We start from the raw sequence: 24,049 nt of genomic DNA, 5'->3' as shown, positions 1-24,049 counted from the left end.
CGGCGCGGCAGTGCGGCCGGCACACCAGGGCGCGCCGCCTTCCGAATGGGGGGAGCCATTCATGGGACGAACCGTTTCCCGCTACGGCTGGGTGCCGGACCTGCCGGACGCGCGCGACCACGTGTATTCCGCGCCGCACCTCGGCCTGGTCAACCCGCCGCCGCAGGTGGACCTGCGCCCGCAGCTGCCCGCGGTCTACGACCAGGGCAAGATCGGCAGCTGCACCGCGAACTCCATCGCCGCCGCGGTCGAATTCGAGCTGCTGCGCCAGCAGCTGCCGGACTTCGTGCCGTCGCGGCTGTTCATCTACTACAACGAGCGGGCGGCCGAGGGCCACGTGGAGTACGACTCCGGGGCCCAGATCCGCGACGGCATCAAGTCGATCGCCTCGCTCGGGGTGTGCCCGGAGGCCCAGTGGCCTTACGACGACACGCCTCCGGCCACGGACGGCGGGGCATGGCCGCCGCAGGCGCGCGCCGGGCAGCGGCCGTCGCAGAACTGCTACGAGGACGCGCTCAAGACCAAGGCGCTCTCCTACCGCCGGGTGCTGCGCTCGATCGAGCAGCTCAAGGGCTGCCTGGCCGAGGGGTTCCCGTTCGTGTTCGGCTTCACCGTCTACGAGAGCTTCGAGAGCCAGGCGGTGGCGCAGAGCGGGGACGCGCCGATGCCCAGCGCGGGCGAGCAGGCCCTCGGCGGGCACGCGGTGCTGGCGGCCGGGTACGACGACGCCACCGGGCGTTTCCTGGTGCGCAACTCGTGGGGGCCGGAGTGGGGCAAGGGCGGCTACTTCACCCTGCCGTACGCGTATCTGACCGAGCCCGGCCTCGCCTCGGACTTCTGGACCGTGCGCCTCATCTCGTAGCGCACCGCCGGCGGCCTGAATCTGAATACTGACACACCGGCGTCCGCCGGCGGCCTCGGACCGGGGCCGCCGGCGGACGTGTTTCGGGTGGCAATGCAGTGATAGGCGGGTTCTCTCGCGACCTTGCCCGTCCGCGCTAGGAGAGCGCTCTCCTAGTGAGCAGATTTCTACGCCCAGCCACCTGCGCTGTCAACCCCTCCGGGCGGTCGGCACCGCGGGCATCCGATCTTGAGCTGGCGACCCGCTCCGTTCCGGAACTGTGCGAGACCCTTGACACGCCGGAAACCCGGGCGCGACTATCCCATCTTGGAGAGCGCTCTCCGAACCGCCCGGACTCCGCGCTCGAAGCAAGCCACCCACCACCCACACCTCCCCCGGTGAAGCTGGAGACGCCAATGAAGGCACGCTCCTCCGGCGCGTTAGCGCCTCGGAGACCTCTACCGCGCTGGGCCAGGGCCGCCGCCGCGGTGGTCGCGGCCCTGAGCCTGACCGTGTACGCGCTGGTCGCGTCCACCACCGCGGCGCACGCAGCGCCGACCCTGCTCTCCCAGGGCAAGCCGACCACGGCCTCGTCGCTGGAGAGCGCCGCGTATCCGGCCTCGAACGCCACCGACGGCAACACCGGCACCCGCTGGTCCTCGGCGTTCAGCGACCCGCAGTGGCTCCAGGTCGACCTCGGCCAGAGCGCGTCGATCAGCCAGGTCGTGCTCCAGTGGGAGGCCGCCTACGCGACCTCGTTCCAGATCCAGACCTCGAACGACGCGAGCACCTGGACCTCGATCTACTCCACCACCACCGGAACCGGCGGCACCCAGACCCTCAACATCACCGGCACCGGCCGCTACGTGCGCATGTACGGCACCGCCCGCGCGACCGGCTACGGCTACTCGCTCTGGGAGTTCCAGGTCTACGGAACCCTCGGCGCAGGCGGCGGCTGCGGCACCTCCGACGCCGCGCTGGGCAAGCCCGCGACCGCCTCCTCGCTGGAGAACGCGACCTTCCCCGCCTCCAACGCCGTGGACGGCAACACCGGCACCCGCTGGTCCTCCGCGTTCAGCGACCCGCAGTGGCTGCAGGTAGACCTGGGCAGCACCCAGTCCATCTGCCAGGTCTCGCTGAACTGGGAGGCCGCGTACGCGAGCGCATTCCAGATCCAGACCTCGAACGACGCGAGCACCTGGACCTCGATCTACTCCACCACCACCGGAGCCGGCGGCACCCAGACCCTCAACGTCAGCGGATCAGGCCGCTACATCCGCATGTACGGCACGACGCGCGCGACCCCGTACGGCTACTCGCTCTGGGAGTTCGGCGTATTCACCGGCAGCGGCACCGGCAGCCCCTCGCCCTCTCCCTCCTCCAGCAGCACCGGCGGCCCGCCGCCCGGCTGCACCGGCCAGTCCAACACCCCGAACTTCGGCCCGAACGTCGACATCTTCGACCCGAGCATGTCCGCGAGCAGCATCCAGTCCACGCTGGACTCGGTGTTCAACACCCAGAAGCTCAACCAGTTCGGCACCCAGCGCTACGCCCTGCTGTTCAAGCCGGGCGCCTACAGCGCCGAGGCCAACATCGGCTACTACACCTCGATCCAGGGCCTCGGCCAGAACCCCGACGACGTGACCATCAACGGCGACGTCACCGTGGACGCCTTCGACGGCACCGGCAACGCCACGCAGAACTTCTGGCGCTCGGCGGAGAACCTGGCCATCAACCCCTCCTCCGGCAGCGACCGCTGGGCGGTGGCGCAGGCCGGCCCGTTCCGCCGGGTCGACGTGCACGGCGGCCTTGAGATGTACCCGGCCAGCTACGGCTACGCCAGCGGCGGCTACGTCGCCGACTCGAAGGTCTCCGGCCAGGCCTCCAGCGTGTCGCAGCAGCAGTGGTACACCCAGGACAGCAACCTGGGCAGCTGGAGCGGCTCGGTGTGGAACATGGTGTTCTCCGGCGTGAACGGCGCCCCGGCGCAGAGCTTCCCGAGCCCGCCGATGACCACGCTGGCCACCACGCCGGTCTCCCGCGACGTGCCCTACCTGTACGTCGACTCGGCGGGCGGCTACCACGTGTTCCTGCCCTCGCTGCGCACCAACGCCTCGGGTCCGAGCTGGAACAGCGGCCCGACGCCGGGCAGCTCGGTGCCGATGAGCCAGTTCTTCGTGGTGACCCCGTCGAACACCGCGGCGCAGATGAACGCGGCGCTCGCCCAGGGCTGCAGCCTGTTCTTCACCCCGGGCGTGTACAACATCGACCAGACCCTCCAGGTCAACAACCCGAACACCGTGGTGATGGGCCTCGGCTTCCCGACCCTGATCCCGGTCAACGGCGTCGACACGATCCACGTGGCCGACGTCGACGGGGTGCGTCTCGACGGCCTGCTGCTGGACGCCGGCACCACCAACTCCAACGCGCTGCTGACCGTCGGGACGCAGGGCTCGACCGTGAGCCACGCGGCCAACCCGGACTCGATCCAGGACGTGTTCTTCCGGATCGGCGGCGACATCGCCGGCAAGGCCACCAACAGCCTGATCGTCAACGCCGACAACACCCTGATCAATGACATCTGGGCCTGGCGGGCCGACCACGGCAACGGCGGCACGGTCGGCTGGACCACGAACACCGCGGCGCACGGACTGGTCGTGAACGGCGACAACGTGCTGGCGACCGGCCTGTTCGTCGAGCACTACCAGAACTACGAGGTGCAGTGGAACGGCAACGGCGGCGAGACGATCTTCTTCCAGAACGAGAACCCGTACGACCCGCCGAACCAGGCCGCCTGGATGAACGGCTCGACCAACGGCTACGCGGCCTATGAGGTCGCGCCCGGGGTCACCAGCCACCAGGCGTACGGCATGGGCAGCTACTGCTACTTCAACGTCAATCCGGCGGTGGTCAACGACCACGCCTTCGAGGCGCCCTCCACCTCCGGCGTGCAGTTCCACGACCTGCTGACCGTCTCGCTCGGCGGGGTCGGCGTGATCGAGCACGTGATCAACGGCACGGGAGGCGCCACACCGTCCAACACCACCCCGGTCAACGTGACCAGCTATCCCTGATAAGGGCCGCTTCGAGGTCTGACCCCGATTTGGCATAGAGCTGCCGCGTTCCCCGCCCCAGGGAACGCGGCAGCGCTAGCATCGGGACCACAGCGCGGCGCGGGACGACAGCGCGGCGCGGAACCGAACGGAGGACCGTCATGTCCGAGCGGGGCCTGACGGCCGACCAGATCGACACGAGCATCGCGCATCCGGCGCGGATGTACGACTACTACCTCGGCGGCCGGGACAACTACGAGGTCGATCGCCAGGCCGCCCAGCGCATCATCAGCGCCCTGCCCTCGATAGTCACCGGCGCCCGCGCGAACCGGGCGTTCCTGCACCGAACCGTGCACACGCTGGTGGCCGAGTGCGGCATCCGGCAGATACTCGACATCGGCACCGGCATCCCCACCTCGCCCAACACACACGAGGTGGCGCAGCGCGTCGAGCCGACCACGCGAGTCGTGTACGTCGACAACGACCCGATCGTCGCCGTGCACGCACACGCGCGACTCACCGACGCCGGGCACACGGCCTTCCTCCCCGGCGACGTGCGCCGGCTTGACGAGATCCTGGAACGCGTGCGGGCCGAGAAACTGATCGACTTCACGCAGCCGGTCGGCGTGTTGATGCTCGCGCTGCTGCACTTCCTCCGCGACGAGGAGAACCCGGCCGCGGTGGTGGCGCGGCTGCGAGACGCGCTGCCGGCCGGCAGCTACGTGGCCATCAGCCACGGCACCCGGGACCGGGCCACCATGGAGAACTTCGAGCCGCTCGCCGAGCTGGCGGACGTCTACCGGCACGCCACAGCCTCGCTCACCCTGCGTACCCACGCGCAGGTGCTCGGCTTCTTCGAGGGCTTCGACCTGCTGGAGCCGGGCCTGGTCTCGGTCTCCTCCTGGCGGCCGGCTCCGGACTCGACCGAGCCGCCGTGGATCGGGATCTACGGCGGCGTCGGCCGCAAGCGTTAGGCGTTACTCCGAACGGGCGATATGCCCGTGATCAGGCACGATCACGGTTTGTTAACGCTGGGTTAGGGGACCATCACAGAAGGGAGTTTCGTCCCGGCTGCCAAATTGGGGGGCTGCCATGACGCCGGATCAAGATGTAAGAACCGTGCAACGGCTGCGTTTCGGCATCGGCGCGATCGGACTGCTTCTGCCGATCGTCCTGCCGTTCGGAAACTGGATCTTCGTGCAGTTCGGCCACCACACCGAGATCATGCCGAGCTCGATGAGCAGTTCGTACTACACCAGCACACGCAACATCTTCGTCGGGGGCCTGTGCGCGCTCGGCGTGTTCCTGATCGGTTACCGGTACAACACGCGCGATGACAAGTGGAGCACCGTCGCCGGGATCTTCGCGATCGCGGTCGCGCTGTGTCCGACGGCGCCTAAGGTGCCGACGTCGTATCAGTCCACGATCGGTTACGCACACCTGAGCTTCGCGGGCGTGCTGTTGACCGCCCTGGCGATGTTCTGCATCTGGTCGTTCCGGGATCCGGCCGTCGCGGAGCGCCGCAGGGTCAACCACGCCTACCTGACCGCCGGGATCCTCATCCTGGCCTTCCTCGCGATCGCGGTGATCGCCGGCGTGGTGCACTGGGGCGACCACTGGACGGTGACCCCGCTGTACGCCTGCGAAAGCCTGTCGGTCTGGGCCTTCGGCGCCGCCTGGATCGGGGCGGCCCTCGAGCTCGGCACGCTCCAGCCGCAGGCGCCCCCGGCGACTCCGCCGGTGCCGATGACCGGCGCGCTCCAGCCCTGACCGGGCTGAACCGGAAGAGCCGGTTCGTCAGTCCAGATCCGGACCGGCATCCCGCACCTCTTCCACCTTCTGCATCGCGTCGCGCAGGTCGGACAGCCAGCTCTCGGCTCGCTGGCCGACCTGCCGCACGCACCAGGCCAGCGCGTCGCTCCGGCTGCGCGCCACGCCCGCGTCCACGAGCGTGTCGAGCAGCTGCCGATCGGTCTGCTTCAGTCGCGTCATCACCGGCACGGACAGCGTGGTGAACGGCTGCGTGGTCTCGCCGCAGCGCACCCACCACGACACCTTGCGCCGGAACTCGTGCTCCGCCTCGCGGGCGACCCGCATCCGCGCGGACCGGGTGCGCTCGCGGAACTCCTTGATCCGCCCGGCGACCGCGGCCGCCTTCTCCGCCGCCGAGGCGCCCTCGGCCGTCTCCGGCTCGGGGATGCGCCCGATCACGGTGATCTCCTCGCGGTCGACGGTCACCTCGGGCGGCCCGTCGAACAAGCCTTCCGGCAGCCGGCCGGTGAACCAGCCGCGCAGTGTCTCGGTGGTTTCCTGATGAGTAGCCATGCAACGATGATTACACGATTACAGCATTACGCGATGGCGCGGCCGTACGCCGTCAGCGAACGCGAAACTGCCTGGCACGAGCCGGGAAGGGCTCGTGCCAGGCAGGCGGTCAGACGGGCCGGACGCGCTAGGACCAGCCCGTCGGTGCGTTAGTGCACACGACCATCAACCACTTGCGGTTCGGCGGAGTCCGGCTGGAGGCGGAGCTCAGCCGGAGGTGGCGCAGCCGCCCGCGTTGTTGCTCCAGGTCGGCTGGATCGCGTAGGTGCCGGTGGACAGGCTCAGGGTGGTCAGCCCCTGCCAGGCGCACAGGTCGCCGTTCTCCTCGCCGTCGGAGGCCACCCAGCCGCTGGAGGGCTCGGGGTCGGTGACGGCTTCGGCGTACTCGTGCCCGCCGACGATGCTGTAGCCGTCGAGCTGGTTCTGCACCGAGTTGGCGCCGCAACCGGAGCCGGCGTCCAGGACGTACGGCATGTTCGTGTACGCGGTGGTGCCGTTCCAGTCGTGCCAGGCGCAGAAGCCGGAGTTCGGGAAGCCGTCGGGGCTGGTGCCGCTCGGGCTGACCACGAACACGTCCGCGTCCGGGCCGGAGACTCCGAAGTGCTGCGCGCCGACCACGGCCTCGGCCGCGATGTCGGACTGCGACGCGTTGCTCGGAGCGGAGGAGGAGTCGTCGACCCAAGTGCCGCCGAGCACCGAGCCGTTGAAGGATGGGCCCGAGCCGCTGCTGTCGGTGTACTGCGTCATGATCGTGGACCAGTTGTCGCCGGAGCCGCCGAGCCCGCCGAAGAAGCCCTGCAGGTACGACTGCACGCCGTTGCTGTCGCTGTCCCACTGGTTGCCCCAGAAGACCAGGTACACCGTGGGGCTGTGCTCGACCGGACCGCCGTTGTAGATCAGGTCGCCGCCGGCCTGCGGCCGGACCCGGGCCTGGGACCGCGCGCCGTGCTGGGCGACCACGCCGTGGCGGCCGTGGGTTTCGACGCGGACGGTGCGGCCGTGCGTGTGCACGTAGTGGACGGTGCCGCTCGACGAGGCCGCGGTGTTGGCGGGCGCGCCGCCCGCAGCATCGGCGACGACGTTCGCGGACGCGGCGCCCGCCGTCAGCGAGGCGCCGAATGCGACCAGGGCTATGGTGCAGAGTCCGGCCACGGTCCGGCGCGACCGCGGCGTGGTGCGTCCGGCACGGGTGGTGCCCGCGCCGTTGTGGTTCAGCATGGAATTTGTCTCCTTGCGCAGTTCCCCGCGCGGCCGGTCGGCCGCTGTGGGTTTGTCGGGGTTGTCGCAGGATGCAGACATGAGGGTACGAGCCGAGCGCTTGCCCTCGGATCACGACGAGCTGTAGTCGGCCCGAGCGGTCTGCAACCCGTACGCATTCGACAGCGGAAAGCCTCACGTGTCCGCAAAGTAAGCTGAAAATAAGCTTAAAAGAATCTCCAGGTTTCATGAAAGCCGCAGGTGGGCACCCTTGTTCACCGGGAGCCGTAAGCGTTTTGATTCGCGGTGGTCGGTATCGCACACGCGGACGGCCGGTCCGTCGCCGGACCGGCCGTCTTCCCCGTCCCCGTTATCCCGGGCAGCGGCTGCGGCTCAGGAGCAGGCCGCTCCGTTGAGCGTGAAGTTGCTCGGGGCCGCGTTGCTCGACGTCCACGTGCCCTGCATCCCGACCCCGGTCAGTGTTCCGCCGGGAGCGATCGATCCGTCGTAGGACACGTTCGTGAGGGTCACGGTCGCACCGCTCTGCGACGCGGTGGCGCCCCAGGCGTTGGTGACCTTCTGGTCGCCGTTGTAGCGGAACGTCACCGTCCAGCCGTTGATCGGCGCGGTGCCGGTGTTGTTGATCGTGATGCTCGCGGTGAAGCCGCCGGGCCAGCTGCTCGAGTTGGCGTACGTCACGTGACACGGTCCCGATCCCGCGCTGGCCGAGGGCGAACTCGACGGGCTGTGCGAGGGCGAGGCCGACGGGGACGCGGACGGCGAATTGCTCGGCGAGGCGGACGGGCTGGCGCTCGTCGCGGAGGCGGACGGAGTCGGCGAGTAGCTGTGAATCGGACCATTTACGATCAGCGCGTAGGCGAGCGCGGGGTCGAAGGTGCCCGCGGCGTCAGCGCAGCCGTCTGATTCACCCGGCGGCTTGACCCACAGATACGCGTCCACGGCGGAGTCGCCGGTGTTCGCGGTCGGCCACTGGCCGAGCGCGCGCCCGCTCGGGTCGCACCACGGGTTGCCGGGCGCCGGACCGTTGCCGTTGCGGCTGGTGTCGACCACGATGTGCAGGTTCGAGGGGTTGCCGAGCGCGGAGAGCACCTGCTTGTCGTAGTTCACCTCGTCCGAGGTGTTCATGAAGTTCGAGACGTTGGAGAAGATGCCGTCGGCGCTGGTCTTCACGCTCGCCGCGTTGAGTGCGGCGGCCTGGGTCGAGGGCGAGTTCCAGCCCGAGTGCCCGGCGTCCATGTACACCTTCGCCGCCGGGTCGGCGCTGTGGATCGCCTGGCCGGCGAAGGCGAGAGCCGAATCCCGATCGGCGGCCTGCTGCGAGGAGAGGCAGGTCTGCAGCGCCAGCGAGTCCGGCTCCAGGATCACGATCACCTGGTGCGTGCCGAGACCGTTGGCGAAGCTCTGCACGTAGCTCTTGTAGCTGGCGATGTCGGGCGCGCCGCCCGCGGAGGCTCCGCCGCAGTCCCGGTTCGGGATGTTGTACATCACCAGGACCGGGGTCTTGCCCGCGGCGGCGGCCGCGCTGGTGATCGCCGAGGCGTCGGACTGCACCGTGGCGGGGGTGTAGTTGGCGAACCAGATGCCCTGCGGCTGCGAGGCGATCTGGGAGGCGATGAGCGGTTCGCGCGAGTCGCCGGGGTTCGCCGCGTCCCACTTCATCACGGCCGAGTTCGGGTAGACGTAGAACTGCGTGCCGCTCGCGATGCTGCCGGCGGCGGCGACGCCGGTGAGCTGGGTGACGGCGGCGAGCGTCAGCATGGCCACGGTCGACGCGCCGACGGCGACGGCGCCTCGGCGCCTGCGGGCGCGATCCGGACGCGCCGAGTCGCGCCTCCGGTCGAAGAGGTCTGGTACGCGCATCCCGAAGCAATCCCTTCCCGGTGAGCGGCGGCCTGCGCCGGTGCGGGCCGCGCGGATCGCCGGGCCGCCCGCAGGTCCCGGCGCGCCGGAAAACTAGCGGGGCGCGGCGGTGCCGGTAAATGCCGGGTAACCAAACATGCGCGGGACCGAGCGGCTGCGGCCGGCGCCTTGCCCGGCAAACCGGACGTTCAGCAGCGGCTTTACTCGGCGATCCGGCGCGGCGGCGGATTCGGGCTGCAGGAAGTTGACAACCCCCGCTCCTGAAACTTGCACGTGCCGCACGGCGCGTCGGCGTTTCGGCGCGCCGCCGGGCAACGCCGCGACATGTGTCGAACGTCGGATCGACGACAGCGGCCGGATGCCGTAACTTTCGCGGCGCGGACCGGCCGCCGTGGATCGCGGGCGCCCGGCGGAGGTGCATTGAACGGCGCGATGCGGTGAGCTTGTAAGTATGAGACTCATCCTGAACGTCATCTGGTTCGTGCTGTGCGGACTGTGGCTCGCGATCGGCTACGCGCTGGCCGGACTGCTGTGCTTCGTCCTGATCATCACGATTCCGTTCGGGTTCGCCGCGTTCCGCATCGCCAACTACGCGCTGTGGCCCTTCGGCCGCTCGATCCTGCCGCGCCAGACCGCGGGCGTGGCCTCGGTCATCGGCAACGTGGTCTGGGTTCTGCTGTTCGGCTGGTGGCTGGCGATCGGGCACCTGGTCACCGGGGCGGTGCTGTGCCTGACGGTCATCGGCATCCCGCTCGGCCTCGCCAACTTCAAGCTGATCCCGATCTCGCTGGTCCCGCTGGGCGTGCAGATCGTGCCGAGCGGCACGCCGGGCTCGATCTGACCGGCGCGGTCGTTCAGATCATGGGCAGGAGCATGACCGCGGTGCTGATCAGCATCGTGATCTCGCAGCCGCGGCCGAGCGGATCGGCGGCGCACCGGCGCGAGGGGCCGGACTTGCCGTAGCCGGCGAAGGCGGGCATCCGCCACACGAATACGCACGCCGACGCGGCTGCGTAGCAGAACGCGGCGATCAGGAGCAGCGAGGCACCGGACCCACCGGACGACATCGCCATCTGCATCGCCCCGGCATGCACGGGCTCGCCGGTTGGCCTAGCGCTGGTTGGCAAGGCACTGATCGACATCGGCGTCCGTTCGCCATGCGTCATCAGCGCCATGATTCCAGTCATCACCGCGTGATGCAGCCGGCCCCGCGCGATCAGCGCGACTGCCGCCGCACCGAAACCGATCGTCAGCGCCGTCGTCATCGTCATCGTCGTTGTCATCGGCTCGCCGTGCGGCAGCAGCATCGCCGCCATGCCCAGCGCCATGAGCAGATGCAGCGCCGAATCCGTACGCTGATGCGGCACGGTCCGGCGCGCCGGCGGCCGGGTGAGCCGCCAGACGGCGACGGAGGCGACCATGGCCAGAGCCGCACCGAGCCCCCAGCTCACGGCCGTACCGGTCATAGTCGCCTCCGTACCCCCGTTGCACGTCCCCCGTGCGCTCTGCCCCTGCTGTCGCGATCGGGCGACGGTTCAGTCGGTGAAGCTGGGGTCGGCGCCGTGCGGCTTCTCCACCCTGCCCTTGGGTTCCTCCCAGGCCTCCTGCCGGCCGAGCGCGGTCATGTCCAGCACCCCGTACGAGCCGCCGAGCTGCTCGGTGCCGCGGGCGAAGGTCGAGTAGGTGTGGAAGACCTGGTCGCCGTCGCGCAGGAAGCAGCTCAGGCCGGGCTGCTCCGAGGTGCCCTCCAGGATCCAGGTCAGCCCGGCCCCGGCCAGTTCGTGCTCGTCGCGGTAGTTGAACTCGACCGGGGCGACCGAGCGGTCCAGGGTGACGTGGAAGTCGTAGTTGAAGTCGCTGCCGAAGGAGGAGTACCACGGCAGCGTCCAGCCGCGGCTCGCGGCGTACGCCTGGAGCTTCTCCAGCGGCGCGCGGGAGACCAGCGCGTAGGTGGTGTCCCGCGAGTGCAGGTGCGCGAGCAGGCCGGGCGACAGCTCGTCGATCCCCGCGGTGCAGCCCTTGCAGGCCCCGTCCCAGTCCGGATCGAACATCACGTGCTGCACCACCAGCTGGCGGCGGCCCTCGAACAGGTCGGCCAGCGAGGCCGGCCCGCCCGGGCCCTGGAACGTGTACGGCTTGTCGATCCGGACCGTCGGCAGCCGCCGGCGGTCGGCGTTGAGCGCGTCGCGCGCCCGGGTCATCTCCTTCTCCCGCAGCAGCAACCGCTTGCGGGCCTCGGTCCACTCCTCGCGCGAGACGACCTGCGGAAGGCTCATCTTCGGTCCCCTTCGGTTCGGGTGCGATGGTTCGCTTTCACCGGCTTGGACGATCCGGTTCGGCGAAACTCATCGCTCCCTCGCCAACGGGTTCCGAGGGCGGTCGGGTCAGAGGGTCAAGGACAGGCCGAAGAGCGGGAACAGCAGCTCGGGCATGAGGAAGCTGTGGATCTCGGCGATCCGGTCGCCGTCGACGCGAACGAGCTGGAGCGCGAACGGCGTGAAGCCGCCGTGCCCGTCGCTGCGGTACTGCCCGAACGCGACCGCGCCGTTCGCGGTGCCGGCCGGCAGCAGGCGCGAGCCGCGGCATTCCGCGCCGGGGCCGAGCATCCAGCGGCCGATCTCCGCCGCGCCGCGCAGCCAGAGCTCGTAGGGCGGCATCGCCTGCACCGCGTCGTCGTGCAGGAGCGTGGTGAGCCGGTCGACGTCGTAGCGTTCGAAGGCGTCCACGAACTCGGCGAGCAGGTCGCGCTGCGCCGGGTCGTCGGCTGTCGGATCGTCGAGCTGCTGCGCGGCGAGGGTGGCCCGGGCCCGTTGCAGCGCGCTGTTCACCGCGGCGACGCTGCTGTCGAGCAGGTCGGCCACCTCGGCCGCGGACCAGTCGAGCACCTCGCGCAAAAGGAGTACCGAGCGCTGGCGCGGCGGCAGGTGTTGCAGCGCGGCTATGAACGCCAGCCGGACGCTGTCGCGCTGCGCGGTCACCTGCGCCGGATCGGCGTGCTCGGGCAGGACGCGGGAATCGGGCACCGGCAGCACCCAGCTGCCCTCGCCGATCTCCGGGCCGATGTCGCCGGTCCGCATCACCTCCGCGGCGGTGGTCGACGGGACCAGGCCCATCGGCAGCGCGCGCCGCTTGCGCCCGCGCAGCATGTCCAGGCACACGTTGGTGGCCACGCGGTGCAGCCAGGTGCGCACCGAGGAGCGGCCCTGGAAGCCGCCCTGCGCCTTCCACGCGCGGATCAGCGTCTCCTGGACCGCATCCTCCGCCTCGGCGAACGAGCCGAGCATGCGGTAGCAGTACCCGGTCAGCTCGCGGCGGTGCAGTTCGAGCTGCTCCGGCTCGAACCCCTCGACTGCGACAGCGGCGGTGATAGCGGACATAAGAGCGATCGTAGGCGGCGCTGCCGACAGAAGCAGGCCGAAGCGGGTCGGTTACGCTCGCCCGATGACCGCCGCGTGGGAGCCGGGGACCGCAGGGCTGCTGACCCTGCCGTCCGGTCGGCGCGTCCGGGGCCGCGGCCTGCGCGGGCCGCTTCCGGACGGCCAGGAGCCGACGTTCGCGTTGTATCTGCTCGGGAAAGAACCCCCCGCCGTTCCCTGGCAGTCGCGCTGGCTGCGGTGGCCGGACTTCCGGCTGCCGGCCGAGCCTTCGGCTGCCGTGGACGCGCTGCACGACGCGTGGGCCCGAGCGGCCACCGAGCGAGTCGAGATCGCGTGCGGGGGCGGCATCGGCCGCACCGGTACCGCGCTGTCGTGCCTGGCCGTGCTCGACGGCCTCGCGCCGCGCGACGCAATCGCATACGTGCGCGAATGCTATGCCCGACGCGCCGTGGAAACGCCCTGGCAACGCCGCTTCGTCGAACGCTTCCGTTGACGTCCACGGCCGAACGAGTCAGCCCACGTATATCTGAGTGCGCCGAATTCCCTTGTCCCGCAAGAGTGAATCGCGGCACCAGTCTGCCCAAGTCCGGCACGCTCCGTTGCCTTACCGTGCAGGATAGGTGACGATGGCGTCGGGAACGGCCCTCGCCATGGAGGAGCGCTGGTGGGCAATCCCTGGCTGGCATTGGAGATCGGCGCCGACCCGCGACGGCGGGCCGGGCAGCTGCGCAGAGCGCACGAGGCGTTCGTGACGGGCTCGTCGATCGCGGGTCCGGTGCGCCCCGTGGTCGCCGATTCCTGGCGCAGATCGGCCGGCGCGCAGGTGCCGCCGGACGCCCTGGCCCCCGTCGATCTGGTGGACGAGGCGCTGGAGGAGTACCGGCGTTCGCATCCGCTGGCCACGGTGATGCCGTTGCTGCGCGACCTGCTCGGCGCGGTCGCCGACGACGGCGAGCACGTCCTCGCGGTCTGCGACGCCGTCGGCCGGCTGCTGTGGGTGGAAGGGCACGCCGGAGTGCTGCGCAAGGCCGAGGCGATGAACTTCGTGCCCGGTGCCAGCTGGGACGAGGGGCACGCCGGGACCAACGCCCCCGGCGTCGCGACCGCCGTCGACCACGCGGTGCAGATCTTCGCCGCCGAGCATTACAGCAGCCTGGTTCAGCCGTGGACCTGCGCGGCGGCGCCGATCCACGACCCGCGCACCGGCGTCCTGCTCGGCGCGGTGGACATCACCGGCGGCGATCATCTGGCCAGCCCGCAGAGCCTCGCGCTGGTCCAGGCCACGGCGCGCGCCGCGGAAGCACACCTGGCCGGCTCGCTGCCGCCGCTGGGTCCGGTGCTCGGGACCGTCGGAACCGCGGCCCTTCAGGCGCTCGGCCGGGACGAGGCGCTGCTGAACTTCGGTCCGCAGTCGCTGCGGCTCGGCCGCAGGCACAGCGAGATCGTCGTGCTGCTGGCCCGCCACGGCGACGGGCTGACGGGCGATCAGCTCTGCCTGGAGCTGTACGGCGAGCGCACGGTCAATCCGGTCACGCTGCGGGCCGAACTCTCGCGGCTGCGGCATCTGCTCGGCCCGAAGCTGCTCGACTCGCGGCCGTACCGGCTGCGCGTCCCGGTCGAAGCAGACTTCCTCGAGGTGGCTCAAGCGCTGGAGCTCGGCGCGGTCTCAGAAGCCGCGCGTGCGTATCGCGGTCCGTTGCTGCCCGAATCTGACGCACCCGGTGTCGCGCGGATGCGTGACCGTCTCGCCAACCAAATGCGCGCCGCGCTGCTGACCCGCCGCGATCCCGGCCTGCTCGACACATGGACGCGAACCGCCTGGGGCGACGAGGACCTTCAGGCCTGGGAGGCGCTGCTGGCTTCGCTGCCTGAGTCCTCGCCGCGACGCGCGATGGCGGCCGTACGGGTCGGGCAGCTGCGACGTGAGTACGGATTGCCGGTGCTGCCCAGGAGCGGCAACGACTCCTGGTGACGCATCCGCCGACTGCGGAAGCCGGGCTCAGAGGCCGGGCGCAGCATGCAACGTGGTTGCAACGTAGCCGAACTTAACGTGCCGACATGTGTTCGCCCGCGCGGGAGCGGGCGGCGAAGGTGCGGAAGGCAGTGCGATGGCGCGCTACGCGGCCCCGGGGCAGTCCGAGGCGAAGATGAGTTACCAGTCCCGCTACGACCACTGGATCGGCGGCGAGTACGTCGCGCCGCACCGTGGTCAGTACTTCGAGAACCCGAGCCCGGTGACCGGGCAGGCCTTCACCGAGATCGCCCGCGGCACCGCCGAGGACGTCGAGCGCGCCCTCGACGCGGCGCACGGCGCGGCGCCCGCGTGGGGCCGCACCCCGGTGGCGCAGCGCGCCGAGGTCCTCAACAAGATCGCCGACCGGATGCAGGAGCACCTGGAGGCGCTCGCGGTGGCCGAGACCTGGGAGAACGGCAAGCCGATCCGGGAGACCCTGGCCGCCGACCTGCCGCTGGCGATCGACCACTTCCGCTACTTCGCGGGCGCGATCCGGGCACAGGAGGGCAGCCTCGCCGAGCTGGACGACGACACCGTCGCGTACCACTTCCACGAGCCGCTCGGCGTGGTCGGCCAGATCATCCCGTGGAACTTCCCGATCCTGATGGCCACCTGGAAGCTGGCCCCGGCGCTGGCCGCGGGCAACGCGGTGGTGCTCAAGCCGGCCGAGCAGACCCCGGCCTCGATCCACTACCTGATGAGCCTGATCGCGGACCTGCTGCCGCCGGGCGTGGTCAACATCGTCAACGGCTTCGGCGTCGAGGCGGGCCGGCCGCTGGCCTCCAGCGCGCGGGTGGCGAAGGTCGCCTTCACCGGGGAGACCACCACCGGCCGGCTGATCATGCAGTACGCCAGCGAGAACCTCAAGCCGGTGACCCTGGAGCTCGGCGGTAAGAGCCCGAACATCTTCTTCGACGACGTGAGCGCCTCGGACGACGAGTTCTTCGACAAGGCGCTCGAGGGCTTCACCATGTTCGCCCTCAACCAGGGCGAGGTGTGCACCTGCCCCTCTCGCGCGCTGATCCAGATTGGGCACTACCGGCGCTTCCTCGACGCGGCGATCGCGCGCACCGAGAAGATCGTGCAGGGCCATCCGCTGGACACCGAGACGATGATCGGGGCGCAGGCGTCCAACGACCAGCTGGAGAAGATCCTGGCGTACCTGGAGATCGGCCGGCAGGAGGGCGCCAAGGTGCTGACCGGCGGCCACCGGGCCGAAATGGAGGGCGAGCTGGCCGGCGGCTACTACGTGCAGCCGACCATCTTCCAGGGCTCGAACCATATGCGGATCTTCCAGGAGGAGATCTTCGGCCCGGTGGTCTCGGTGGCCCCGTTCAGCGACTTCGACGAGGCGATCAAGATCGCGAACGACAGCCTGTACGGCCTCGGCGCCGGCGTGTGGACCCGTGACATCAACACCGCGTACCGCGCCGGGCGTTCCATCCAGGCCGGTCGGGTGTGGACCAACTGCTACCACGCCTACCCCGCACACGCGGCCTTCGGCGGCTACAAGCAGTCCGGGATCGGGCGTGAGAACCACAAGATGATGCTCGACCACTACCAGCAGACCAAGAACCTGCTGGTGAGCTACTCGCCGAAGAAGCTCGGCTTCTTCTAGGCCGCGCGCCGTGAACTCGAGTGGGCGGTCGAGCGAGCCCGCGATGGCGCGGGTGGACGTGACCGAGGCCGCCGCGCGGATCCTGCGGGATCTGCGCGCGGCCCACGGTCCGCTGATGTTCCACCAGTCAGGAGGCTGCTGCGATGGCAGTGCCCCGATGTGTTTTCCGCAAGGCGAGTTCCGTACCGGAGCCTCGGATGCGTTACTCGCCGAGTTGCAGGTCGAGGGCGTGCCTGAACCCATCGGCTTCTGGATGTCAGCCGCGCAGTTCGAGCTGTGGCGGCACACGCACCTGACGGTCGACGTGGTCCCCGGTCGAGGCAGTGGATTCTCCCTGGAAGCACCGGAGGGAGTTAGATTCCTGACCCGCTCGCGGCTGCTGACCGACGAGGAGGACGAGGTACTCAACAAGACAGGGCACTGAGGGCACACTCAGGTACACACGCCGCGGGCGGGAGACTGGTCCAGTCTCCCGCCCGCTGCTCTGTCCGCCGCCATGTCCGCTTCTTCGTTTGTGTTGGTTTCGATCCGGGCAGCCTCGCTGCTCACTCGCGAAGCCAACCATTGACGAGCCACAGACTCGGGTGTAAACAATGCAAAGACAACATTGATTGGCGGTGAACCAACATCATGTACGCCGAGGAGCGCCAGCAGGCCATCCTGGCGAAGGCCCGCGCCCACGGCCGGGTCGACGTCGTCGGGCTGGCCAACGAGCTCGCGGTGACCACTGAGACGGTGCGGCGCGACCTGACCGTGCTCGAACGCGCCGGAGTGGTGCGCCGGGTGCACGGCGGGGCGATCCCGGTCGAGCGCCTGGGCTTCGAGCCCGCGGTCGCCACCCGCGACGCGGTGATGACGGCGGAGAAGGAGCGCATCGCGAAGGCCGCGCTGGCGGAACTGCCGCAGGAGGGCTCGGTCATCATCGACGCGGGCACCACCACCGGCCGCCTGGTCGAGGCGCTGCCGGCCGACCGGGAGCTGACCGTCGTGGTCAACTCCCCGGCGCTGGCCACCAGCCTGGCCACCCGGGCCAACCTCACCGTCCTGCTGCTCGGCGGCCGGGTGCGCGGGCGCACGCTCGCCACCGTCGACGAGTGGTCGCTCGCGCCGCTCTCGCAGCTGTGCGTGGACGTGGCGTTCATGGCCACCAACGGGGTCTCCACGGCGCACGGCCTGACCACCCCGGACCTGGCCGAGGCCGCGGTCAAGCGCGCGATGATCGGCGCGGCGCGGCGCACCGTCCTGCTCGCCGACCACACCAAGTTCGGCAACGACTGCCTGGCCAGGTTCGCCGGCCTGGCCGACCTCGACGCGCTGATCACCGACTCGGGGCTCGACGACGAGACGGCCGGCGAGTTCGAGCAGTGCGGCGTGCGGGTGGTGCGGGCATGATCGTCACGCTCACCCTCAACCCGAGCCTGGACCGCACCCTGGAGGTGGACGCGCTGCGCCGCGGCGAGGTGCTGCGCGCCGCCTCGGTGCACCTGGATCCGGGCGGCAAGGGCGTGAACGTGGCGCGGGCGCTGCTGGCCAACGGCGTCGGCTCGCGCGCGGTGATCCCGTGCGGCGGGGCCGAGGGCGAGCAGCTGGTGCTGCTGCTGGCCGAGGAATCGGTGCACACGGTCGCCGTTGCGATCGCCAGCCGCACCCGGTCCAACGTCACGCTGGTCGAGGCGGACGGCGCGGTCACCAAGGTGAACGAGCCGGGCGCGCCGCTGACCGCGGCCGAGTTCGACGCGGTCGCCGCCGCGGTGCTCGGCAGCGCGGGCACCGCCGACTGGGTCGTGATGTGCGGCAGCCTGCCGCCGGACGTGCCGGTCGACGTGTACGCCGGCCTCACCGCGCAGTTCGCGGCGGCCGGAATCCGCGTCGCCGTGGACACCAGCGGCCCGGCGCTGCTTTCCGCCGTCGCGGCCGGACCCGATCTGGTCAAGCCGAACCGGGACGAGCTGGCCGAGGCGGTCGGCGCGCCGCTGACCGAACTCGGCGACGTCGTCGAGGCCGCGCAGACGCTGCGCGAGCGCGGCGCCGGCGCGGTCCTGGCCAGCCTGGGCGCGGACGGCGCGCTGCTCGTCGACGACGACGGCGTGCTGCTGGCCCAAGGCACGCAGATCGAACCGCGCAGCACGGTCGGCGCGGGCGACGCGCTGCTGGCGGGGTTCCTGGCCGGCGGCGCGCGCGGCGAGAAGGCGCTGACCGAGGCGGTGGCCTGGGGCGGAGCGGCGGTCGGCTTGCCCGGCAGCCGGATGCCCGGCCCCGCGGACATCCGCCGCGAAGGCATCGTCGTCATCGACCTCACCCGAGAACCGGGCCTTCCGGTCTCGTAGTCCGACATCACCGCCCTGACTCGAACCGGATTCCAACTCAAGTCAGGCTACTTACTCGCACTGCTCACGTCACTCACGTCACTCACCTCACTCACCTCCCGCTCCACATTCCGCGAGGCTCGACACCCACGACTGAAGGCCGTCTGTCAAGGAGGACGACGACATGGCCATGGCTTACACCCCGCAGCCCACCGGCACCGGGCTGCGCGCGTCAGTGCAGCGTTTCGGCAGCTTCCTCGCCTCGATGGTGATGCCGAACATCGGCGCGTTCATCGCCTGGGGCCTGATCACCGCCCTGTTCATCCCGACCGGCTGGCTGCCGAACGCCCGGTTCGGCGCACTCGTCGGCCCGATGATCACCTACCTGCTGCCGATCCTGATCGGCTACACCGGCGGCCGGGCCATCCACGGCCAGCGCGGCGCGGTGGTCGGCGCGATAGCCACCGCGGGCGTCGTGGTCGGCTCCAGCGTGCCGATGTTCCTCGGCGCGATGATCGCCGGGCCGCTGGCCGCGTACGTGCTCAAGCAGTTCGACCGGCTGATCGAGGACCGGGTGCGTACGGGCTTCGAGATGCTGGTGGACAACTTCTCCCTCGGCATCATCGGCGGCGCGTTCGCCCTGCTCGGCGTCTGGGGCATCGGACCGGTGGTCAACCATGTGACCACCTGGGCCGGCAACGGCGTGCAGTCGCTGGTCAACCACCACCTGCTGCCGCTGGCCTCGGTCGTGATCGAACCGGCGAAGGTGCTGTTCCTCAACAACGCCATCAACCACGGCGTGCTCGACCCGCTGGGCGTGACCCAGGCGCTGCACAGCGGCAAGTCGATCCTGTTCATGCTGGAGAGCAACCCCGGCCCCGGCCTCGGCATCCTGGTCGCCTACCTGCTGTTCGGCCCGCGCAGGCTGCGCCCGAGCGTGCCCGGCGCGATCATCATCCAGTTCCTCGGCGGGATCCACGAGATCTACTTCCCGTACATCCTGATGAAGCCGCGCCTGATCCTGGCCACCATCGCCGGCGGCATGGCGGGCATCGGCTGGTTCGAGGCCACCGGCGCGGGCCTGGTCGCCTCCCCCTCCCCCGGCAGCATCTTCGCCTACGCGGCGGAGACCCCGCGCGGCGGCTACTTCCCGGTGTTCGCGGGCGTGCTGATCGCGGCAGCCGTGTCCTTCGCGGTCGCCTCGGTGCTGCTCGGCTTCGGCCGCGGCGAGAAGCCGCAGGACGTGGAGACGCCCGGGGCTGTCCAGTCCAGCGAGACACAGACCCCTGGCACCGTCCCGCAGGAACGTCCCGCCGACGCGGTCCTGGCCCGCGACGTCGCGGCCGGGGAGGCGTGACCGATGACCGCGATCAGCGCTGCCGACGTGCACAAGATCATCGTGGCCTGCGACGCCGGGATGGGCAGCAGCGTGATGCTGGCCGCGCAGCTTCGCAAGTCCCTGAAGAAGTACCCGGTCACCGTCGAGCACTCCCCGGTCAGCCAGATCCCGGCGGACGCGGACCTGGTGGTCTGCCACGCCGGGCTGGCCGAACGGGCCAAGGCCGCGGCCGGCAGCAAGCCGGTGATCCCGTTCCAGATCTTCCTCGGCGACCCGGCCGTGGAGGCGATCCTCAAGGCCATCAAGGAAGGCGGCGTCATCAATGTCTGACACGCCGCCGGACGCCGCGATGACCGGCCTGCTGCGCACGGACGCTGTCCGGCTGAACGAGAGCGCGGCCGACCGGACCGACGCCGTGCGCCGCTGCGGCGCGGTCCTGGTCGAGATCGGCGCGGTCGAGCCCGCGTACATCGACGCGATGCTCGAACGCGAACGCGACATCCCGACCTACGTCGGCGAGGGCGTGGCCATCCCGCACGCGACCCTCGCCGGCAAGCAGGCCGTGCTGCGCGACGCGCTCGCCGTGGTCAAGCTCGCCGAACCGGTGGACTGGGACGGCAACCCGGTGAGCGTGTGCGTCGCGATCGCGGCGCGCGGAGACGGCCACCTGGCGATCCTCTCCGAGCTCGCCGAGATCCTGCTCGACCCCGACCGCGCCCGCGACCTGCGCGAGGCGCGGGACCCTGACGAAGTCGTCCGGCTGCTCCAACCGACCGCAGCCTCCTGACACAGCTCTCCCTGAACCGGAAGGTTTGCTCATGAAGGTCACCCGCTTCTACGCCCCCGGGGACGTGCGCGTCGAGGAGGCGCCGGAACCCGAGGCCGGACCCGGGGAGGTGAAGATCAGGGTGCGGAACTGCTCCACCTGCGGCACCGACCTGAAGATCTACCGCTACGGGCACCACCGCATCGACCCGCCGCGGGTCATGGGCCACGAGATCGCCGGCGAGGTGGTGCAGGTGGGCGCGGGCGTCGGCGGATGGTCCGCAGGCGACCGGGCCCAGGTGATCGCGGCGATCCCGTGCGGGCAGTGCGCGGAGTGCCGGCACGACCGGATGACCGTCTGCCCGAATCAGGAGTCGATGGGGTACCAGTACGACGGCGGTTTCGCCGAGTACATGATCGTCCCGGCGAAGGTGCTCGCGGTCGGCGGGCTCAACCCGATTCCGCAGGGCGTGGGCTTCGACGAGGCGTCCGTAGCCGAGCCGCTGGCCTGCGTGCTCAACGGCCAGGAACTCGCGCGGGTCGGCGCGGGCGACGACGTGGTGGTGGTCGGGTCCGGGCCGATCGGCTGCCTGCATGTGCGCCTGGCCCGCTCACGCGGCGCGGCGCGCGTGTTCCTGGTCGAACTCAACCGCGAGCGGCTGGAGCGCGCCGCGGCCCTGGTCGCCCCGGACGAGGCGCTCTCCCCTGAGGACGGCGACATCGCCGAGCAGATCCTCAAGCTGACCGACGGCCGCGGCGCCGACGTGGTGATCACGGCCGCCGCTTCCGGGAAGGCACAGGAGCAGGCACTGCGGTACACCGCACGGCAGGGCCGGATCAGCTTCTTCGGCGGGCTGCCGCAGGACGCGCCGACGATCACGCTGGACTCGAACCTGGTGCACTACCGCGAGCTGACCATCGTTGGCGCGAACGGTTCGAGCCCCGAGCACAACGCCCGCGCGCTCGGCCTGATCGCCACCGGCGCCGTCCCAGTCAAGGACCTGATCACGCACCGGCTGCCGCTCGACGGCACCCTCGAAGCCCTGGACATCGTCAGCCGCGGCGAAGCCATCAAGGTCACCATCGAACCCTGATCCGCTTATTCCACATTGGAGACCGTCCATGCCTGAGCGCACCGTCACCGTCGCCTCCACCAGCGGATTGCACGCCAGGCCCGCCGCGATGTTCGTCAAGGCCGCAGCCGCGCAGCCGGTACCGGTCAAGCTGCGGATCGGAGACGGCCCGGCCGCCGACGCGCGCAGCATCCTGGCCGTGCTCGCGTTGCGCGTCGAACACGGCACGGCGGTGACGCTCAGCACGGGCACCGAGGACGGACCCGCGGCGCACGAGGCGCTGAACACGCTGGCCGACCTGCTGTCGCGCGACCTCGACGCGGAGCCGGCCAATGGCTGACGTCCTGCGGGGACTCGGTGTGAGCGCGGGTGCCGCGGCCGGCCCCGCGCTGCGCATGGGCCGCGTCCCGCGACTGCCGGCACCCCGCACGGTGACCGACCAGGCCGCGGAACGCGCGGCCGCCCGCGACGCGCTCGACCAGGTGGGCCGGGAACTGGCCGAGCGCGCGACGCGGGCGGCCGACCCGGCGGCCCGCGCCATCCTCGAGGCCCAGGCGCTGATCGCGAAGGACCCGATGCTCGCAGAGTCCTGCGACGGTGCGATCGGCGCGGGGCTCGACGCGGCCCACGCCGTGCACACCGCGTTCACCGAGCAGGCGGACGGCCTGCGCGCCGCCGGCGGCTACCTCGCCGAACGCGCCGCGGACCTCGAAGACCTGCGCGACCGCGCGGTGGCCTGGCTGCTGGGCGAACCGATGCCCGGCATCCCGGACCCGGGCCGTCCGTTCGTGCTCATCGCCGAGGACCTCGCCCCGGCCGACACCGCCACCCTCGATCCCCGGCGGGTCCTCGGGCTGGTGACCGCGCGCGGCGGACCGACCAGCCACACCGCGATCCTCGCCCGCGCCCTCGGCCTGCCCGCCGTGGTCGCCTGCCAGGAGGCGCTCACCATCGAAGACGGAACCCTGATTCACATCGACGGCGACACGGGAGCCGTCACCCTCCGCGTCACGGCCGATCGCGTCGCCCAAATCGCCGCCGATGCCGCCCGTTCGCGCGCCGAGACCTTCACCGGCCCCGGTCGCACCGCCGACGGCCACCGCGTTCCGCTCCTGCTGAACATCGGCTCCGCCGACGACCTGCCGGCCGACGCCGCGGCCGACGTCGAGGGCGTCGGGCTGCTGCGCACCGAGCTGCTCTTCCTCGGCCGCCACGACGCGCCGGGCCTCGACGAGCAGCGCGAAGCGTACACGCGCGTCTTTCGCGCCCTGCCCGGCCGCCGCGTCGTCCTGCGCACGCTGGACGCGGGCGCCGACAAGCCGCTCCCCTTCCTCTCCCTCGCCGACGAGCCGAACCCGGCCCTTGGAATCAGGGGCTTGCGAACCTCGCGCACCCGCCCCGAAGTTCTCGACACACAACTGGCCGCCGTGGCCGAGGCCGCGGCAGCCGCCGATGCCGACGTGTGGGTGATGGCCCCCATGGTCTCCACGGCCCGCGAGGCGGCCGACTTCGCCGCGCGGGTACGCGCCCACGGCCTGTCGAAGGTCGGCGCGATGATCGAAGTCCCGGCGGCCGCGCTGCGTGCGGCGCAGATCCTCGATCACGTCGACTTCCTGAGCATCGGTACCAATGATCTCGGCCAGTACACGATGGCCGCGGACCGCCAGTGCGGAGAACTCGCCGATCTGCTCGATCCGTGGCAGCCCGCGCTGCTCGACCTCATCGCGTCGTGCGCCCGGGCCGGAAAGGCGGCGGGCAAGCCGGTCGGCGTGTGCGGCGAGGCGGCCTCGGATCCGTGGCTCGCCTGCGTCCTCGTCGGCCTCGGAATCAGCAGTCTGTCAATGTCGCGCGCCGCTGTCGCCCGAGTGGGCTCACAGCTGAGCATGCACACGTTCGACGACTGCGCCCGGCTCGCCGAGACCGCTCTCGCCGCCGCCGACGCCATCACGGCGCGCGCTGCCGTCATGGCCGCATCATCGCTCTTCAGGGCGACAGGGGGCTTTCCTTCTCCGGTCGATGGGTTTTAACTCGAATAGGGGCGTGAACCCACGAAGTTCGCGTCTACCGCGTCATACCCACGGACAGGCACTGGAGGATAACCGTGTCCCCATTCCACCGTTCGCTGCGCGCCGCAGCCGCCGCGGCGCTCGCCGCGGCACCGCTCGCGGGTTCCGCCGCCCTCGCCGCGCCGCTCGCCGCCCCGCTCGCGCAGGCGCCGATGCACCACGCGAGCACCGGCACCCCGTTCTTCATCAGCCAC

General features: G+C 70.7%; 23 protein-coding genes. 17 read left to right on the top strand and 6 right to left on the bottom strand.

Annotated features, from left to right (window positions below):
* Positions 1 to 61 precede the first annotated feature (61 nt).
* The 4 genes from VFB40_RS05025 (at position 62) to VFB40_RS05010 (ending at position 5,664) form a co-directional block, all read left to right on the top strand.
* Positions 62 to 862 carry a C1 family peptidase gene (locus VFB40_RS05025; protein ID WP_324848097.1) on the top strand — a complete coding sequence of 267 codons (801 nt, stop codon included), beginning with the start codon at positions 62 to 64 and terminating at the stop codon, positions 860 to 862.
* 395 nt (positions 863 to 1,257) lie between these two features.
* A complete protein-coding gene (locus tag VFB40_RS05020) occupies positions 1,258 to 3,915 on the top strand; it encodes a pectate lyase-like domain-containing protein (protein ID WP_324848096.1) in 2,658 nt (885 codons plus the stop codon).
* A gap of 140 nt (positions 3,916 to 4,055) precedes the next feature.
* On the top strand, positions 4,056 to 4,868 hold the full coding sequence (locus VFB40_RS05015) for an SAM-dependent methyltransferase (protein WP_324848095.1): 813 nt from the start codon (positions 4,056 to 4,058) through the stop codon (positions 4,866 to 4,868).
* Positions 4,869 to 5,013: 145 nt separating this feature from the next.
* The gene (locus VFB40_RS05010) at positions 5,014 to 5,664 is read left to right on the top strand and encodes a DUF998 domain-containing protein (protein ID WP_324848094.1); all 651 of its coding nucleotides are present in this window, start codon (positions 5,014 to 5,016) and stop codon (positions 5,662 to 5,664) included.
* A 27-nt stretch (positions 5,665 to 5,691) separates the two neighbouring features.
* Here VFB40_RS05010 and abmR read toward each other — a convergent pair whose 3' ends face one another.
* The 3 genes from abmR to VFB40_RS04995 form a co-directional block, all read right to left on the bottom strand.
* Positions 5,692 to 6,219, bottom strand: a complete 528-nt coding sequence (gene abmR / locus VFB40_RS05005) for an ATP-binding transcription factor AbmR (protein WP_324840419.1) — start codon at positions 6,217 to 6,219, stop codon at positions 5,692 to 5,694.
* A gap of 207 nt (positions 6,220 to 6,426) precedes the next feature.
* Positions 6,427 to 7,437: a hypothetical protein gene (locus tag VFB40_RS05000; RefSeq protein ID WP_324848093.1), complete on the bottom strand. Its 1,011-nt coding sequence runs from the start codon at positions 7,435 to 7,437 to the stop codon at positions 6,427 to 6,429.
* Positions 7,438 to 7,809: 372 nt separating this feature from the next.
* Positions 7,810 to 9,297: a glycoside hydrolase family 6 protein gene (locus tag VFB40_RS04995; RefSeq protein WP_324848092.1), complete on the bottom strand. Its 1,488-nt coding sequence runs from the start codon at positions 9,295 to 9,297 to the stop codon at positions 7,810 to 7,812.
* Between the two features lie 451 nt (positions 9,298 to 9,748).
* On the opposite strand from VFB40_RS04995, the gene VFB40_RS04990 reads away from it, so the two are divergent.
* Complete coding sequence (locus VFB40_RS04990) at positions 9,749 to 10,138, top strand: YccF domain-containing protein (RefSeq protein ID WP_324848091.1); 390 nt, start codon at positions 9,749 to 9,751, stop codon at positions 10,136 to 10,138.
* A gap of 13 nt (positions 10,139 to 10,151) precedes the next feature.
* Here VFB40_RS04990 and VFB40_RS04985 read toward each other — a convergent pair whose 3' ends face one another.
* The 3 genes from VFB40_RS04985 to VFB40_RS04975 all read right to left on the bottom strand — a co-directional run bounded on the left by VFB40_RS04985 (position 10,152) and on the right by VFB40_RS04975 (position 12,674).
* Entirely contained in the window at positions 10,152 to 10,763 is a 612-nt protein-coding gene (locus VFB40_RS04985; RefSeq protein WP_324848090.1) for a DUF5134 domain-containing protein, read from the bottom strand.
* Positions 10,764 to 10,832: 69 nt separating this feature from the next.
* Positions 10,833 to 11,573, bottom strand: coding sequence for a DUF899 domain-containing protein (locus VFB40_RS04980; protein ID WP_324848089.1), 741 nt, complete (start codon positions 11,571 to 11,573; stop codon positions 10,833 to 10,835).
* Positions 11,574 to 11,681: 108 nt separating this feature from the next.
* Positions 11,682 to 12,674 (bottom strand): sigma-70 family RNA polymerase sigma factor, encoded by a 993-nt coding sequence (locus tag VFB40_RS04975; protein ID WP_324848088.1) that lies wholly within the window; start codon positions 12,672 to 12,674, stop codon positions 11,682 to 11,684.
* Positions 12,675 to 12,738: 64 nt separating this feature from the next.
* Between VFB40_RS04975 and VFB40_RS04970 the strand changes: the two genes are divergently transcribed.
* The 12 genes from VFB40_RS04970 to ptsP all read left to right on the top strand — a co-directional run bounded on the left by VFB40_RS04970 (position 12,739) and on the right by ptsP (position 23,816).
* Positions 12,739 to 13,167, top strand: coding sequence for a protein-tyrosine phosphatase family protein (locus VFB40_RS04970; protein ID WP_324848087.1), 429 nt, complete (start codon positions 12,739 to 12,741; stop codon positions 13,165 to 13,167).
* 171 nt (positions 13,168 to 13,338) lie between these two features.
* Positions 13,339 to 14,646, top strand: coding sequence for a GAF domain-containing protein (locus VFB40_RS04965; RefSeq protein ID WP_324848086.1), 1,308 nt, complete (start codon positions 13,339 to 13,341; stop codon positions 14,644 to 14,646).
* A 136-nt stretch (positions 14,647 to 14,782) separates the two neighbouring features.
* On the top strand, positions 14,783 to 16,306 hold the full coding sequence (gene exaC / locus VFB40_RS04960) for an acetaldehyde dehydrogenase ExaC (protein ID WP_324848085.1): 1,524 nt from the start codon (positions 14,783 to 14,785) through the stop codon (positions 16,304 to 16,306).
* Positions 16,307 to 16,349: 43 nt separating this feature from the next.
* Positions 16,350 to 16,730 carry a DUF779 domain-containing protein gene (locus tag VFB40_RS04955; protein WP_349261350.1) on the top strand — a complete coding sequence of 127 codons (381 nt, stop codon included), beginning with the start codon at positions 16,350 to 16,352 and terminating at the stop codon, positions 16,728 to 16,730.
* A 206-nt stretch (positions 16,731 to 16,936) separates the two neighbouring features.
* The gene (locus tag VFB40_RS04950) at positions 16,937 to 17,698 is read left to right on the top strand and encodes a DeoR/GlpR family DNA-binding transcription regulator (protein ID WP_324848083.1); all 762 of its coding nucleotides are present in this window, start codon (positions 16,937 to 16,939) and stop codon (positions 17,696 to 17,698) included.
* Positions 17,695 to 18,633, top strand: coding sequence for a 1-phosphofructokinase (pfkB, locus tag VFB40_RS04945; protein WP_324848082.1), 939 nt, complete (start codon positions 17,695 to 17,697; stop codon positions 18,631 to 18,633). The genes VFB40_RS04950 and pfkB overlap by 4 nt, the downstream gene beginning before the upstream one ends.
* 163 nt (positions 18,634 to 18,796) lie before the next feature.
* On the top strand, positions 18,797 to 19,969 hold the full coding sequence (gene mtlA / locus VFB40_RS04940; protein ID WP_324848080.1) for a mannitol-specific PTS transporter subunit IIC: 1,173 nt from the start codon (positions 18,797 to 18,799) through the stop codon (positions 19,967 to 19,969).
* A gap of 3 nt (positions 19,970 to 19,972) precedes the next feature.
* Entirely contained in the window at positions 19,973 to 20,281 is a 309-nt protein-coding gene (locus VFB40_RS04935; RefSeq protein ID WP_324840405.1) for a PTS sugar transporter subunit IIBC family protein, read from the top strand.
* Positions 20,282 to 20,300: 19 nt separating this feature from the next.
* Positions 20,301 to 20,738, top strand: a complete 438-nt coding sequence (locus VFB40_RS04930; RefSeq protein WP_349261349.1) for a PTS mannitol transporter subunit IIA — start codon at positions 20,301 to 20,303, stop codon at positions 20,736 to 20,738.
* 31 nt (positions 20,739 to 20,769) lie between these two features.
* Entirely contained in the window at positions 20,770 to 21,810 is a 1,041-nt protein-coding gene (locus tag VFB40_RS04925; RefSeq protein ID WP_324848078.1) for a zinc-dependent dehydrogenase, read from the top strand.
* A gap of 28 nt (positions 21,811 to 21,838) precedes the next feature.
* Positions 21,839 to 22,129, top strand: coding sequence for an HPr family phosphocarrier protein (locus VFB40_RS04920; protein ID WP_324848077.1), 291 nt, complete (start codon positions 21,839 to 21,841; stop codon positions 22,127 to 22,129).
* Entirely contained in the window at positions 22,122 to 23,816 is a 1,695-nt protein-coding gene (gene ptsP / locus VFB40_RS04915) for a phosphoenolpyruvate--protein phosphotransferase (RefSeq protein WP_324848076.1), read from the top strand. The genes VFB40_RS04920 and ptsP overlap by 8 nt, the downstream gene beginning before the upstream one ends.
* The last annotated feature ends 233 nt before the right edge of the window (positions 23,817 to 24,049 follow it).

The organism is Actinocrinis sp., assembly GCF_035650855.1.
Taxonomy (GTDB): Bacteria; Actinomycetota; Actinomycetes; order Streptomycetales; family Catenulisporaceae; genus Actinocrinis.
This window is presented reverse-complemented; position numbering and strand designations above follow the sequence as displayed.